The organism is Paenibacillus thiaminolyticus, assembly GCF_003591545.1.
GTDB lineage: Bacteria > Bacillota > Bacilli > Paenibacillales > Paenibacillaceae > Paenibacillus_B > Paenibacillus_B thiaminolyticus_A.
In genome coordinates, this window is record NZ_QYZD01000005.1 from 146,631 (window position 1) to 163,105 (window position 16,475).

The 16,475-nt window shown below is 51.2% G+C and carries 11 protein-coding genes; all 11 read right to left on the minus strand.

Annotated elements, in window-relative coordinates:
* Positions 1-69: 69 nt before the first annotated feature.
* Positions 70-3,084: an Ig-like domain-containing protein gene (locus tag DQX05_RS08425; protein WP_182914676.1), complete on the minus strand. Its 3,015-nt coding sequence runs from the start codon at positions 3,082-3,084 to the stop codon at positions 70-72.
* 594 nt (positions 3,085-3,678) lie between these two features.
* Positions 3,679-7,314, minus strand: a complete 3,636-nt coding sequence (locus DQX05_RS08430; RefSeq protein ID WP_119792622.1) for an S-layer homology domain-containing protein — start codon at positions 7,312-7,314, stop codon at positions 3,679-3,681.
* Between the two features lie 203 nt (positions 7,315-7,517).
* Positions 7,518-8,645, minus strand: a complete 1,128-nt coding sequence (locus DQX05_RS08435) for a glycosyltransferase family 4 protein (protein ID WP_087444344.1) — start codon at positions 8,643-8,645, stop codon at positions 7,518-7,520.
* 114 nt (positions 8,646-8,759) lie between these two features.
* The gene (locus DQX05_RS08440; RefSeq protein WP_182914684.1) at positions 8,760-9,527 is read right to left on the minus strand and encodes a WecB/TagA/CpsF family glycosyltransferase; all 768 of its coding nucleotides are present in this window, start codon (positions 9,525-9,527) and stop codon (positions 8,760-8,762) included.
* Positions 9,528-9,542: 15 nt separating this feature from the next.
* Complete coding sequence (csaB, locus tag DQX05_RS08445) at positions 9,543-10,751, minus strand: polysaccharide pyruvyl transferase CsaB (protein ID WP_119792625.1); 1,209 nt, start codon at positions 10,749-10,751, stop codon at positions 9,543-9,545.
* On the minus strand, positions 10,727-12,727 hold the full coding sequence (locus DQX05_RS08450) for a DUF5693 family protein (protein WP_119792627.1): 2,001 nt from the start codon (positions 12,725-12,727) through the stop codon (positions 10,727-10,729). The genes csaB and DQX05_RS08450 overlap by 25 nt, the downstream gene beginning before the upstream one ends.
* Before the next feature lie 187 nt (positions 12,728-12,914).
* Positions 12,915-13,346: a 3-hydroxyacyl-ACP dehydratase FabZ gene (fabZ, locus tag DQX05_RS08455; RefSeq protein WP_119792629.1), complete on the minus strand. Its 432-nt coding sequence runs from the start codon at positions 13,344-13,346 to the stop codon at positions 12,915-12,917.
* Between the two features lie 301 nt (positions 13,347-13,647).
* On the minus strand, positions 13,648-14,163 hold the full coding sequence (locus DQX05_RS08460; RefSeq protein ID WP_119792631.1) for a CDP-alcohol phosphatidyltransferase family protein: 516 nt from the start codon (positions 14,161-14,163) through the stop codon (positions 13,648-13,650).
* A 169-nt stretch (positions 14,164-14,332) separates the two neighbouring features.
* Entirely contained in the window at positions 14,333-14,731 is a 399-nt protein-coding gene (locus DQX05_RS08465; protein ID WP_119792633.1) for a DNA-directed RNA polymerase subunit beta, read from the minus strand.
* 18 nt (positions 14,732-14,749) lie between these two features.
* Complete coding sequence (locus DQX05_RS08470) at positions 14,750-15,577, minus strand: flagellar hook-basal body protein (protein WP_119792635.1); 828 nt, start codon at positions 15,575-15,577, stop codon at positions 14,750-14,752.
* A gap of 21 nt (positions 15,578-15,598) precedes the next feature.
* Positions 15,599-16,465 carry a flagellar hook-basal body protein gene (locus tag DQX05_RS08475; protein WP_119792637.1) on the minus strand — a complete coding sequence of 289 codons (867 nt, stop codon included), beginning with the start codon at positions 16,463-16,465 and terminating at the stop codon, positions 15,599-15,601.
* Positions 16,466-16,475: the final 10 nt, after the last annotated feature.

A 16,475-nucleotide genomic window follows, 5' to 3' on the forward strand; every position in this document is an offset into this window, starting at 1 on the left:
GTATTACACTTTCGTCACATTTAAAAAAGAGCTTACCATTAGGTAAGCTCTTTTGTACTAAACAAGAAATTACTTAATGTATGCCGGGAAGAAATCATCCGAACCCTCAGCTACATTACCTTCTACATCTTTGATAAATACTGCATTAGGTCTTACACGCACTTCAAGCAGTTTGTCTTTACCTTTGTATTTATCATATACTTCTTGAGTCAACTTAATTGTAATACGGTTTCCATCAACTTCTGTAACCTGGAAGTCTCTCACTTGAGTTAAAACATCTCCGCCAGCCTTAACTTCAAAGTCGTAGACGATTTGGTCTTTGTCAAGATTTGAGAGAAGAGTTTCGTTGAAAACAACATCAACTGAATAAGTGTCTTCAGTTACAGTTTTGTTTGCAAGCTCTTTTACTTCTGGCTTAATACCATCTTTAACTTCTTTATCAGATTGAGTTACTTCAACTCGCTTGCCAGAAGGTGTTACCAAAGAAGACTTCGCTTTAACAGTAACAGTTACTTTTCTTTCCGAGCTGCCGAATGTAGCATTTGCATTGAGCTTATCGGAATCAGACAAAGTAAGTTTCACTTTAGAACCATCAACAACTGCATTGGACACAGATAGTGAAGAACCACCTACTGTTTTAACTTCAAATTCCGATACAGATGCGGAACCAGACTGCAATGTTTGGTTGAATTCCACTTCAATTTCAGTTGAGGAAGTAGCCTTAACTCCCGTAACTTCAATTGCATTTGCTTCAGATGGTTTGTCGCTATCAATCAAATTGCTCAAAACGTTTCCGGCCGTATCTCTAACCAATTGAACGTAGAACTGTTGAATTTCTTCAACTTTCACATCGTCTCTTGGCATAGAAATGATTACCGATTTACGATCCGAAGAAACGCTAAATGCTGTATCGTCTGGCAATTCTTTTTTGCCACCACTTGCCAGTTCATACATGTAGTTTTTCTTCTCGATGATGGAACCTTCTCCGCTTGTAGCCATTTCCTTGCTAAAGGTTACAATGATTTTGTTCTCATCTTTAATCATTTGGACTTCTTTAAGACTAGGTCTTGATTTATTGCCAACTTCCAGTTTAGCGGAGTAAGGCATCATTACATTTTTCAACGTAGTGTTGTCTGTTACACCGTTGATTTCAAGAGTGTAATCTTTGTCTTCCTCCAGTTTTTGGAACAAAGTAATAGTAACTTTTTTGTCATCAAGCTTGATGCTTTCTTTCAGCTTAGCAACTTCTTTACCATCTTTATCTTTGATGACGTAGTTACCGTTTTTCTGTGCAGATTCAAGTTCCAAGGACTTCGAGAACTTAACTTCAATTGTTTTCAGGTCATCCTTCAATTCAGCATTGATAACTTCTGGACGAGTTTGATCAATTACTGGATTAACTTGAATTTTAGCATCACTAGCGATTGCATTGTTAGAGTAGTCTTTAACACCCGTTACATACAAATCGGTAGTGTACAGCAAACGGTTAGATTCGCTGAATTCAAATTCATACGTATCATCAGCAATAACGTTTACCTTGTTAGCATATTTTTTCGTAGATCCTTGTGTCCAGTAAACATTTCCGGCGATAACCGTAGACTTGTCAACCGGCTTGCTGAATTTCAGAGTTACTTTTTCGAAAGTAGCTTTTTCAACACTTTCGATTGTTGGAGCCACAGTGTCTTCAACTACTGTGAATTTTTGCTCTGTCAAAATGTTTTTGAAGCCAGCGAAATCCTCGACATTTTCTACCGAAAGAGTGTGCTCGCCAACAGAGATCGTGTTGTAAAGCTTGAAGATAACCGTGTTTGCAGTGATATCGGTCGAACCACCAACGATTTGGCCATCAATTTTCAGGTTGCTGTTTGTAGCTTTTTTGATCGGCTCACTGAAAGTAATTTTGACTGCTTTCGTTCCCAAAGCTTCAACTTTTTCTACTGTTGGGAGCGCAGCATCAACTGGTGTAAACTTAACATCTTTTGCTGTAATTACAGCATTTCCAGCACGTACGTTGCTTACAGTCAATTTGTACTCTTTTTGGTTTTTAAGGCCTTCGTTTTCATCGGAGCCAAGGTAAACCGTCAAAATAGCTTCGCGCTTGTCATCAGACAATTTGACGGATTTAATTTTGCCATCGTTGTTCAAAGAGTAGTTAGACTCGTCGCCACCAGTCATTGGGTCAACTTCGCCGTCGAATTTAACATGAACTTCACGGAGGTTGTCAGCTGTTACGGATTCAACCTTAGTTGCATCAGTTACAACGTAAGTAACCTTCGTAGTGTACTCTTTGCCTTTGTATTCAAACGAAATTTCTGTTTCTACATTGGCTTTCAGAGCTTCTTTCAGTTCGACTTTAACAACTTCTTTGTCGGACATCGTTACTTCAACGTTTTTCGAGTCGATAACTTTAGCGGACTCTACTTTAGGTCCTTTTGCAGCTTCGTCAGCAGCGTAAACTGCTTCTACGAGTTGTCCGCGAGTTGCGTTCGCTTTAGGATTTGCATCCTTGGAGAACAGGCCTGCGTCAACTGCAGCTTGGAAGTAGTTCTTAGCCCAATCAGAAGCGTTGTTTTGAGCGTTTTCTGGGATATCGAAGTCATATCCAAGAACCAAAACTTTAGAAGCTTCTTGAACTGTGATGTTGTCGTTCGTACCGAACAATTTCTTCGTTGTGTTTGTACCTTGCATCAAACCTTCAGCAGTAACTGCTTCGATGTACTTAGCTGCCCAGTGGTTAGGACCATAGTTTTTGTCCTTGTAGGTGTACACACCTTCTACTTCTTTCAAGCCGAGAGCTTTAACAACCACTTTCGCGAACTCAGCGCGAGTCAGGTTTTGCTCCAGCTTTGCATCGTCAGTTCCTGGGTATCCGCTAAAAATGCCAGCTTCTTTCAAAGCGTCGAATTTTTCTTGTGTCGTCTTAGCTGCATCAGCACCGAAAGCTACGTTTGCGAACATGGAGAACGCCATAGCTACGGAAAGCAGCAGCGCCAATCTTTTCTTCATAACCTTTTTGTCTCCTCCTCTAAATTGCTTCGTTTGTTGAGAATCTTGCTTAGAAGATTGATAGCTCATTTCCCTCATTCGCCGATTCACCCCCTTCCCAGAGTAAGAGCGAATTGTATTCAAAAAATAAGTCTGCAACATGGGACATGCCACAGAAACTAGTAAACAAATGAAAATAAATAGAAATGCTCATACTACTCTAGACATTATACAATGACAAACGACTAGCGTAAAGCATATTTTTGTGAAATACAGGGAATACTAATGAATTTATCCCTTTGTTTTTCAACTTCATGTATATAAACGCACGTTGCTCGAAAAAGTTGCGGCTTCTAAAAAAAAATCTCAACTTTTTCAGGTGCTTCATGAAGTCTTCAAAAACACTGCTTGTCCGCCATGCCTAGAGCATGGCTCTGCTCCACATTCCGCCGAGTTCCTTATGTACGAAGTTATGTAAGCAAGAACCATTCGGTGTTCACAAGTGACAGTATAGCGCGATTCATGTCATTCGTCACGGGCTAATGTTTACCAACGAGTGTAAGTTCACCCATGAACAACAATTTCACACAACCCCTCACAAATTTGGGGACAATTGCAGATGAAGAAGAGCCGAAGCGCAGTTCGGCTCTTCCCTCCATTACCCGTAGCAGGCACGGGTCAAACATCACTAGCTTATTTCACTTTGCCTAAAATGCGTTCGCCCATGACCGCAGCGTCGGCTCTCGTAAGATTCGACTTCGGATCGAAGCGGTAGGTCGCCTTCTTCTGGCCTTCCTGCAGCTGGTTCGGAATGCCGCTGATGATGCCGGCCTTCGTCACGGCGAGAATAGGGCTGATACTGTAGTGATCGATGAGATTCGCATCGGTGAACGTCTTCTGCAAGTTGGCGAGATCCTTATCCGGATCGCCAATCTTCAAGTTCAAAGCGCGCGAAATCATCACAGCAGCTTCTTGACGGGTCAGTTCGCCGTTCGGCATGAACAGACGCGGAGCAAGACCGCGGACAATCCCTTTGCGGGCAGCCGTCTCAATATAGCGGTAATCCCACAGCAGGTCCGGAACCTCGTAGTTGATCACATCATCGAAGGTCAAGTTGTCCTCATCGTAATCCAGCGGAATATTCAACATCTTCACGAGCATCGTCGCCATTTCGCCACGCGTAATATTGTCATATACCCCGAACTCATTCAGGTTCTTCGCCTTCATGAAGCCGCGGGACATCATCAGCTCCAGGCTCTTGCGGGCGTATTTATGCGAAATAATATCGTCATAGCTATAGCGGACCGCGAAGACGGCATAGTAGCCGAAGCCGTCGAACGGCGCCGTAATGGTCTTTTTCTTCGTATCGAGCTTACCGCCGAGATTCTCCCAAGACTTGTTCGTATTGTTCCAACGCCATACGCCGACATTACGCGCATGCTCGTTCACGATATTCGGATCATATTTAATCGTAATCGTGCCCCGTTGGGTTGGCTCCATCCACATCCGGTCGCCGCGTTCGTAGAACTTCTTCGCCTCATCATAAGGATGCGACGGGCTAACAAGCTTATAATCCTGATTCAGGACATTGTCTTCCGAGCTAAAATATCCCGCATCGATCCAATAAAGACTGGAACCGAGTCCGAAATGCGCCTTCGGCAGCAGTACGCTGCGCGCAAATTCGTCAGGATCGATCCGCCGCAGCTGGCCATCCAGGAATTCATCGCTTCCGCCGGTTACCGGCTTGCGCACGCCGACCTGGTTCTCGCGCGTAATCGTCCGCCCGTCATCCGGGTCGGCGATGCCGAACAACAGATTCTGCTTGTCGAACAATTGGATTTCCTTCGGCGTCTGACCCGGATTAGGGTTCATGTCGCGCAGCATCGTGCCTTTCGGCAGCTGGACGACCAGATCCCCTCCGAAGGTGGACAGCTTGCCGTTCTTGCCGATAGTCGTCTTGTATTGAGCACCCGGCAGCGCGGCATCCGCATAATTAACCTCGAAGCTGCCGTTAATCTTTTGCTTGCCCTGCACAACCGTAAATTTGACTGTATTTTTGCCCTTCTTGAGCGTAGTCTCGCCCCGGAAAATATCCTGTTCGCCCTTCACCAGCTCCTGCTTGCCGATAAGCACCTGATCCGCGCCTTCCGCACGAATACTTACCATTAAGAAGTTCTGGTTCACGACACTCTCTTCCGGCAGCTTCGGAGACAGAATTTCGAACGTATTCTGTTCCCGCGTAATCTCCAGCGTCTGGCGGGCTGTCGTAACCCCTTTACGCACCTCAACGGTCACATTCTTCTTGCCGGACGTCGGGAACTCCAGGCTGTGCAGCAGGAATAAGTGGGACCCTGTCGTCGTATTCTGTTCTTTGAACAGAATCGCCGGATTCGTATTCGGGCTGCCGTTAATCAACTCGTCCCCGCTCAACGTCGTGATCAGCTTGCCGTCGATATACACATTCATCGAGTCCGCGTTCTGGATTTCCATCCATACGTCAGCCGAACGTTCCTTCGTGACATACTCGTAATCTTTAATCAGCTTAAATTTCTGCTCCGTATCTTCCTTGTTCGGATTGGTTGGATCCTGCGCCACCGGCACCGGATACATCTTCACAATCGCCGGAATGTCCTTCGAGAAGAAGAATACGGTAATCGTATAGCTGATCGGAACCCCATTCGCTACCCCGTCGAACGTGATCTTGTTCGGGCCTGCAACCAGCTCGCTATCCAGGTTATGAGTGAATGTTCCATCAGTACTATTCGGACGAGTAAGCTTTTCTTTTTTTCCATTGAACGTAATAGTGAGTTTGTCCAACTCATCGTTGTTATTCAAATTAAAGTTGATCAACTGCCCTTGAATGTTAGGCAAGCCATTCGCCATATCGAAGGTCTTGCCGTCATGCACGTTCGTCAACTTAATGTATGGGCCTGGCGAATAGCTTACTTTAATCTCGTAAATCTCCCCGCCGACCTCGATTTTGAGCGTCTGATCCCCGGCTGGCATCGCATCGATCCGGATCACCGGCTCGCCGTTGACGGTTTCCAAGCCGGTAGCGCTCTGGAACTCGGTGGTCCCCACCTGCTTGCCATTTTGCCAATCGGTGATCGTAACCTTCTGACCCGTATAATTATTCAAGTCCAGCTTCAAATACAGCGGCAGCTCGAACACCGTGCTGTTCTGCGCGAACGTCGCTTCGGCGCCGAATGATACTTTGTTTCCGCTCTCCTGCGGATTGAACAGTTGCTTCACGCCCAGGATCTCGGCCGCATTCGCGTCTCTGACCGTGAAGTGATTGTTGAAGACATTCGTTTTGCCGTCATAGGCGACCTTTAAGTTCAAATTATACTTTCCGGTATCGGCCGGAGAAGCTGTGCCCGCCGTCTCATATTCATAGATGATATAAGTCGAGCCCTCTTCCTTCTTCGTCACGTTCGTGATGCCGGTCTCATTGAAAATCTCGGTGCCGTCACTGTCCTTCATGATGACCACATCGACAATCGGCGGCGCAGGCGTGTTGTTCTGCTGCGACTTCGGCACGATGAACTTCCCTTTGACCTTGCCGCTCACCGGACCAGTCACATAGTGGTTCGCCGTCGCATCAATCGCGCTGGCGCCGATAAAGGTGTCATAGCCGGTAAGAACGCCGTTGAATGAGACGACATGGCGCGTAATCGTATACGTCAGGTTGCCGTTCGTGGCCACGATGACGAGCTCGTTCAAGCCAGGTTGAAGGGCAATCCCGGAGGATACGAATGTGCCCGCGCCGCCATTGAACATTTGACGCCCGTTGAGCGTCACGGTCGTTGCGTTCGGCGCCTTCAGAGAGAGGGACGCGGTGTCGCCTTTCACAATCAGCGGCATCCCGGATTCGAGGACTCTGCCGTCCGACAGCTTGATATCCGAGATGGCCGGCACGTTACTGAACTCAACGTAGGCGCTCGCCTCAACTTGATTCCCGTTCGGCCCCTGACCGGTGACTGTTACAATATTCAAGCCGGTCTTCAGCGGAACCGCGCGGAAAATAAACGAGTTGCCGGTAATAATCGGCTTCACATCGGTTCCATACGTGGTATGAACGATTTGTCCGTCTACTTCCAATTCAACCCGATAGCCGATCGAACTCGAGGACACCCCGTTAAAGGTTCCTTTCACTTCAACCGTATCGGTATTGACCTGGGTCGGATGTCCTTCGACTGTGCTCAAATTATCAAAGTGAAAATATCTGGCACCATCTTGATCTGCTGCTCGGGCCGTATCCAGCGGAATCGACGCGGATATGAGCGCAACGACGAGCAGCAAGTACAATGGTTTAAGCCACGCACGCATTGTATCGCCTCCATATGACTGTATTGATTCCAAACGCTATATACCACCTTTTATCGGTTTCCCATCGCATATTTTTTAGAGAATTGCCAAAATCGAGTTAAATTCTTAGCGAAAATACAGTCCCGAAGCATCTGCAGAAAATGCATAAAAAAAGCCTGCCCCGCAATCGGAGCAAGCTTGGTTTTGTGTATACGCGATTCGTTTTATTTCGACCGCGAATCCGCATTCGCCTTCACGCGCATGCGATGAATCATATTCAACAGCGGCCGCTTCGTCTTGCTGACGATGCCGATGACCTCGGCGCCGAGCTGAAGCGAGACAATCAGAATACAGATGACGACAAAAGTCACCCAGTTCGCATCATGCGAAGCCGCCACCGACTGAATGATAGCAAGTACGCCGAAGAACGTGGCAATGGCATAGATGATGAGCACCGTCTTGCGGTGGCTGAATCCCAGCTCACGCAAGCAGTGATGCAAATGCCCCTTGTCCGGTGCAAAAATCGGCTTCTTCTGCACCGCTCTGCGCACGATCGCGAAGAACGTGTCCGACAAAGGAACGCCAATAATCAAGAGCGGCGTAATAAACGATACGATGGCAATCTGCTTAAAGCCGAGCAAGGACAATACCGCCAAGCTGAATCCGAGGAACAGCGAACCGGTATCCCCCATAAATATTTTTGCCGGGTGAAAGTTGAAGAACAAAAACCCGATAATGCTGCCAAGCAGCACGGCACACAGCAAGATAACCATCGGATTGCCCATGAAGACTGCCATGACGAGAATGGTGGCAATGGAAATAGCGGATACGCCAGCAGCTAGCCCGTCCAGCCCGTCAATCAGGTTAATGGCGTTCGTCACGCCCACGATCCAGAAGATCGTCAGCGGAATGGCGATCCAAGATTCGATATTCCAATACTGGTCACCGAACGGCACGTTGACGAAGTCAACCGTCAGATCGAAGCCGAATACGACGACGCAGGCGGCGATGATCTGGCCGACCAGCTTCACCTTGGCAGACAATTCAAAGCGATCATCCAGCGCACCGGTTAGCACGATAATGGCGCCACCAGAGAGCAACGCCCAAATTAAGCTGGAATCACGGTGTCCGAACAATATATCAGGAACAAATAATGCCAATAAACATAACGTGATAACAAAAGCCGCAAAAATTCCTAAGCCGCCCATTCGCGGCATAATGCGGGTGTGCACTTTACGTGCATTGGGCACGTCGACTGCACCGACTTTTATCGCGAACTTCTTAACTAGCGGCGTCAAACCAGTGGCCAGCAGCAAAGCAACCAGACCACCAACTACATATACGGTTATCATCGGTTGTTCCAACCCCCATTTATGGTACCGGATTGAATTATACTCCGTTCATAAGGGAAACACCAACAGCAGATTATGGAGCATTTTTACGAAATCATAAGCATAGGCTCCATTTCATTGCACTTTTGTCACCTTATCTTTATCGCGCATCACTTTCCAAGCGAACTTCGGTAGCGCCAGCATCCGGCCGAAGCGCTTCGGCTCCCGAAGCAGGCGGTAGAGCCATTCCAGCCGCAGCCGCTGCATCCATGCCGGGGCGCGCTTGCTTCTGCCGGAGATGACATCGAAGCTTCCCCCGACTCCCATCATTAACGGAACCTGCAGCTCATCGCGATACTTCGCAATCCACGGCTCCTGCGTATCAAGGCCCCGGGCGACGAACAGAATATCCGGAGCGGCCTCGCGAATGGAGTGAATGACCGCCTCATCCTCCGCTTCGCCGAAGAAGCCGTCACGCACTCCGACGATCTCGACCAACGGATATTGCTGGCGCAACCGTTCCGCTGCGGCGTGAACCACGTCAGGCGCCGCGCCGAGGAGAAATACCTTCCAGCGGCGCACCTCGCCTGCCTTCATCAGCTCATGCAGCAAGTCGAAGCCCGTGACCCGCTCCGCGACCGGATCGCCTACATAATTTGCGGCCCATACGATGCCTGTCCCATCCGGAATGATGAGATCGGCCTGCTTCATGACACTCATGAACTTAGCATTCTCCAATGCCTCCATCACCATGATCGGATTGGCTGTAATCAGTTGGATCGAATGCCCGCTTTCAATTACATTCCCCAGACAGGCAACCGTATCCTGCATATTCAGCTTCGAAAAGCGGATTCCATATATAGACACCGTAGGTATTTTCGCCAGACTGTTGATATGGCCCATCATGCATCACCCACTTTATTTCTTCTCATGCAGCTTGCGGACGATATGTTGCGCAGGTGTCATCGCTTCGCGCTTCAATGCTTCAATCGCGTTCCGATGGTCCTCCCGCCAGTCATCTGCACCATCTAGCAGCTTCACTAGTTCATCTGCCGCAGCCTCGCTGTCGATACTGTCCGTCGAACCGGCCGCCTTCATGCCAAGCCGGTGCAGGAACTGGTCAATCTTCGGATCATAGGATATGCCGGCCATCGGAACGTCCTGAGAGGCGGCATAGATGAGTGAATGCAGGCGCATTCCGACGAGCGCGCGGCAGCGGCTGACCTCGTACAGCATCGCCTGCGGATGCTCCTGAGCGGGGCACAGGCTCATTACCGAACCGCCGCCTTCTGCCTTATCCCCCTTGTCCAGGTCCGCATCCCCGTTCCAGGCCGGAACCTCTTCCCGCAGCAGGTCCATGACATACCGCGACGCTTCCGTATCGGCCTCCCCGTGGAACGGGAGCATGCGCAGATGCACAGGACGCTGGCGGGCCGCCTGCTTCAGCAGCTCCGCAATCGCCCGCATATCCGAGCGATCGTCCTTCCAGAAGCGAAGCGACACGCCCACGATCGGACGGCCGGCCGTATCGAAGCCCTGCCCGTCCCCTTCCGCATGCGGTCCGTTCTCCCTCATGGCTCCCCGGCCTTGAGGAAGCTCCAGCCCCATGACCGGGTCGGGAACGACATCGATGCGTTCCCGGCCCACGCCCATGCGGGCCAGCAAATCTGCCGACTCCGCATCGCGGACGGACAGATAAGCCGACTTGTTGAACACGCGCCGGATATAGGGGTAGAAGGACTCTCTTCCGACCGGCCCCACCCCTTGCGCGTAAATGAAGGTCGGCTTGCGGAACCACTGGGCCAGCTTCAATACCGCCAAATAATACGGTATCGTCTTCCAGCTTGTAGCATCCTGCAGCAGACTGCCGCCGCCGCTGATCAGGCCGTCGCATTCGCGGATCGCGCCGAGCAGCTCGACGGGCTTCATCCGATGCGCAGCTTGTACCCCGTAAAGCCTTGAGGTCGTCACCGGATCGCCCGATAGCACGATCGGTTGAATCCGGAGGCCCTCCTCCTGGCCCGCCCGCTCCAGCGCAGTCAGAATCGAGAGCAGCACGGCCTCATCCCCGCTGTTGCCGAATCCGTAATAGCCGGACAGCGCTATGCTTCGAACTTCGGCCGCCATGACTCCCAACACCTTTCAATGATAGTCCAGAGCAGCACGAAGATAAGGGCGACCACGATGCCAAGCCCGATGCCCAACACCGTGCGAATCAGCGAAATCATCACCGGAGTATGGATATGGGCGAACGTATCCACCATGGACAGCTGGCCAATGGAGCCAATGATGAACAGATAGACGCCGAAGCGGTAGCGATAAGCAATGAAGGCGCCCGCAATCAACAACGGATGGGCCATCAAGAACTCCTTATTGCGCGGACGGACGCCAATCGTATTTTCCAGCAATGCCCGGAAGGTCGCTTCCCCTGGAAGCAGCGTTCCGGCATTGCCGGTGCGGGACAGATAGAACAGTCCAACCACGCCGACGATGCCCAAAGCCACGACCCACAATACCGTAATCGGCATGAACAGCCAACGTTTGCCTTCCTTAAATACCGATTCGCCCCGATACAGGAACACATACAGCGCGGTCAACACAATCGGCACGAAATGCAGCAGGCTGACGCCGCGGAACTGCTCCAGCACTAGGCTATACGTAATGTTGTTCAACAGCGCAATCACGAACGGAACCGCCATCAGCGACAATACCGACGTACGGAGGAATAATGCGAGCGCTTTGGCCAACCGGGCTCCCCCCGCGGTAATCGTCGGGCTCATATCAACCCGCCGGACAGCGAGCACCATCGCAATCGTCGGCGCGCTGATGGCGACGCCCAAGGCGAGCGCCTGCTCCAGCAGATTCGGCTTCAGTACGAACAAGCCTGCGCTGCCGATCAAGCCGATAAGGAAGGCCGGCAGCATCACATAAGGAACGAAGAACGAAATCATCAGCGCGATCATTGCGACTCCGCCGATGAGGACCAGCAGCTTCGCATAGCGCTGCCATGGCGCATCGACGACATGGAACGCTTCCGCCTGCCCCAGCGTATATCCATTGGCTTCAATCGAAGCAATGGCATGCCCCGGTTCCTTCAAGCTGTGAAGCATATTGTCAATCGAATTGACGATTTCCGCTTTGGTGAAGTCTTTCTTCACCCCGACATTGAAATAAATCATCCGAATATTGCGGTCCTTGGTCGCGAGAGACAAGCGATCACCCAGCACATCCGGCTCATTGAACGCTTCCTGATCGGTAATGGAGTGCAGGCGGATGACATTATAGTCTGTCAAATACGCCAGCCTCTTCATTCCTTTTTGCTCCACCTTTAATCCTTCGATGGCAGCAATCGCGATATCATATTTTTTCAACAAATCAGCAAATGCAGTCAGGCTATTCATTTCCAAATCATCATTGAAGCCCTTGACCGACTCGCCGTCGAAAATAATGGTCTTCACGCCGATATCGTGATAGCTCTTCAGCAGTGCGTCCACCTGCTCCTGATTGTACGGGAGCGCGTCAGACAGACGCGGCACAATCTGGAAGCCTTTGGCGAGCAGCTGCTCAATCGCAATCGGATCCTGCGGCAGCGGCTTCATGGACGCGCTCTCTACAGGCGCCTCGATAATAAGGCCATTTCTCCCGCTCCACAAGCGCACATTAATATCGAGACCGAGGAATGTTTTCTCGATCATCGGGGACAATTGCTCCGCATACTCCGGACTCGTGAAGAGCACATATGTATAATTTTCATTAAGAGGCGGCGTCTTCTGATCAAGCAAAGCCGCATCCTGAGAGTTATACAGCATGACGCGGTTGGCATTGCGAAGCTCGGCCAACGAACTCTCGAACATGGCCATCGATACGACGCCGGCTTCCTTCAACCGATCAAGCTGTTCATTCATATAATTCGCCGGCTGAGGCGCGTAAGCAGCAGCCTCCACCAGGTTGCGATAATTCACGATCAATTCAACTTGATTCGACGATTGCTCCGTCTGAACCCGCTGGACAGCAACCGGTATGGCAGCCACCAATCCGACGATAACAAGCAGCCACAGCCACTTTTTCATGCGGCGGTTCCATCTTTCCAACTGTTGAAACACGAAGTTCCCTCCTTAATCCAATACCGGCACGGATGTCCCATGTCGATAAAGCCCGCCCACACCCGAGAGCATATGACCTCGTTCGACAGGAACAAGACATAACGATTTGATCACGGATCGCTTATCGTATAGAATAACCGAACCATGCCGAATCATTGCATGAAGATCCCGATTCCGTACCTTTCTTTTACGTGCGGTCCGCCATCGCGAACATCAACTCGCCTTCCGCGACAACCTGGTCACCGACCTTAGCTACGGCTTGCCCTTTGCCTACGCTTCCTTTCAGACGAGTAATCTCGACCGACAGCGTCAGCGTATCCCCTGGCACAACCTGTCCACGGAACCGGAAGTGATCGATGCCGGCGAAGAAGGCCAGCTTCCCTCGGTTCTGCTCCAGCTTCAAAATCGCAACGGCCCCAACCTGAGCCAACGCTTCCACAATCAATACGCCAGGCATGACCGGATAGCCCGGAAAATGTCCGGCGAAATGCGGCTCGTTCATCGTGACATTTTTGATGCCGACCGCGCGCTTGCCTTCTTCCAGCTCCACAATCCGATCCACCAGCAGAAACGGATAGCGGTGAGGGATAATTTCTTGAATTTGTTCAATATTCAGCATGTGGACATGCTCCTTTCGATAAATTCAGGACTCGCATGAATAAAAGCGGTCCTCCCCGTCTACACTAATATCATCCTTCAATGACTGCAGGCGTGAAGGTTAAGATAGAGAGCTTCCCCAAGCGGCGAGACGCTGTTACGGGAGGCTCTTTGTATTCTCATGGCTGTGAACACGCTTTTGTCGTCTGCAGGACAGACGGCTTAATCCCGGTATCCGGCTTCTCTCTAATGGTTACAGTTTTTCGCTTGGTTACAGTTTTTTCACTGCCTTTTTGTCTCGCGAGGCATGGGCTCACCGCCGTTTATGCTTCGCTCTTTCGGTTCACACGGATGACGAGGACGAGATACATAAAAGTCGTGACGAAGGAGAACAGGATAACGCCCCATAGGATGGCATGCGCTTGCGGCCATTGGAAATAAATGAACAATATAGCGATATAATACAATACCGTCGTCAGCTTGCCCATCCAATTGGCGGGAACCGTCCGCTTGCCTTTGAAATGCATCAGCGCCGCTCCCGCGATCATCCCCGCATCGCGCACCAGCATCGCCACCGCCGCAGCGATAGACAGATCGCCGGCCCACAACAATGACAGCATGACCGTCAGCATCATCAGCTTGTCCGCCAGCGGATCAAGCAACATCCCTACCGAAGTCACCATATTATGCTTGCGGGCCAGATATCCGTCGAGGATATCCGTCAGCCCCGCCAACAGCCAGATTCCGAATGCGGCGAACCGCTCACCGAAGAAGAACAAAGCCAAAAAGACGGGGATAAGAACGAATCGAACCATGGTCAGCGCATTAGGTAAATTCAAACGTAAGACCCCCAGTTCCCCCCATATTACGGTTCCTCCAACTCATTATACATGCCTGTTATTAAAATGAAAACCGCACAAAGCTCAAGCGCAGAACGGGCCAAATCAGCGCCGGAAGCCGGCGCGAGAGAGAAAAACACATAAAAAACCCCGCCAAAGCGGGGCCAGATCAGGCAAACACCAGTTGAAACAGGTGTCTCCACGTATCAAAATTGAGTGCTTCCGCTACCGTCCCCTTACCTACGACGACGTATCCGGCGATCAACCCTGCAATCAGCGTCAACACGCACGTCAGCGGAACAATAACCAGACGGACCAACCATTTGACCGAACTGCGCGACTTCTTTTTCGCGGTTCCGTTGGTTTGTCCCTCTGTTTTCTCTGTATCATTACGGCGCTGCGGCTTGCGTGCGGTCGTCCGCTCCGCCGCTCCATGAGACGGCCTCGGTGCACCCGCATTCCTTGGCTCCCGCGGAACCGTCTCCTCTCCCCGTCTGCGCGCAATGCGCTGCAGCGAGATATCCTGCTGCTCCGGCTCGTAACCCGGCAGCTTCTTCTCGTCACTCATTGCTATTCACCTGCTTCATTACGCACGCAGACTATTGGCCAGCCCCCACATCGCATCACCCGACATCAATGCCCGCGAAGCCAACTGATAGGCCCGCTGCGCCTGAATCAAATCCGCCATCTCGTCCACCATCGACACGTTCGATTCTTCCAGCATGCCCTGCATCACATAGACGTGAGGCGCATTCGGGTCCGAACGATCCCCGGTCAGATTCAAGGTCTCCACGATCGTGTTCCGATCGGCTCCCTGCGGCAGCACATACAGATTATTCTCCGTCTGCGCGAGCAGATCCGGCTTCAGCGGCCGAACCACCTTAATCTGTCCGAGCTCCTCGTCCGGCTCGCCTGTCTTCACGCCGAACACCCGGCCGGCCTCATCGATCTTCATCTCATAGCCCGCCGGAATGCGAATCTCCGTGTCGTTCGTGCTCATGACGGGATGACCTTCAGCGGAAGTAAGAATCCGTTCATCCCCATCTATTATATAATGGAAAGAACCTTCGCGCATCCATGCCGTGCCGGTTGGGGTCCCTACTTCGAACAACGCGTTCCCCTGCAAGGCCACATCGGTGCTGACTCCGGTATGCTGCAGCGAGCCTTGGCTCATATCGCGGCTCAGACCGGTCAGCATCGAGCCGTATCCGAGCGTATATCCCATCGGAGTGACCCGCCCAGGCTGCCGGAATTCTTCATTATGCTGCTGCACATTCGTCAGCACGTCGGCGAAGGATGCGGTCTTGCGTTTGTAACCCTTCGTATTCAAGTTCGCCACATTGTCCGCGATAATGTCCAGCTTCTGCTGAAGACCATTCATCGAGACTGCAGCCGAAATCATCGTCTGATTCATGTCGTTCCTCCCGCCCTGGCGTTAGACTCTGCCCACTTCATTGACCGTCTTGTCCAGCGTTCTGTCATAGAACTGCACAACCTTCTGATTCGCTTCATAGGCGCGGTATGCCGTCATCATATCCACCATCGATTGTGCCGTATCCACGTTGGAACGCTCCAGCACGCCTTGGCGAATCTCCACGGCATCGCCTGCCGCCACCGGGGTAGACTGGGCGGCGCCTTCCTGCAGCCGGAAGCGGCCATTGCCGGCCCGAAGCAGATCATTCGGATTGTCGATGCGGCTTATAAGCAGATCTCCGCCTGCGATCGCCGTGCGGTTCCGGATATCGAATAATTGTCCTTCTCCGTTCACCTGGATGAACTCCAGAGCTTGTTCATTCTCCAGGACGATCGGCGCGTTATTGCGGTTCAGTACCAATGAACCATCCGACGTCACCAGTTCATTTTGCGAATTCACATGAAAACGGCCGTCACGGGTGTACATGATCTCATCCCCGGCCTGCACCGTGAAAAAAGCTTCCGGCTGGAATACAGGATTGCCGTTCGCATCCTGGCCCTTGCCCGTCGCATCGAAGGTAACGCCTGGCACCTGGATGTCGGAGAGCAGCGCGAAATCGCCCGGTTGACTCGTCTCCAGCAGATCGCCCTGCATGAAGATCAAGCGGCTCTCTTCCGCGAATATGCCTGTGTTCAGCCGGCCGATCGTCTGGCCTTGGGCCGGATCGCTGCCCCTAAAGGTCAGCAGCATCTCAGGAAAGGATCGGCTTACTTCATTAACCGCCTTATACCCTGGCGTCTGCAGGTTAGCCACGTTATTCGTCACTGTGTCATGCCGGCGCTGCTGGGTAACCAGACCCGATGCAGCAGTGTATAATCCTCTAATCATGGAAGCTCCT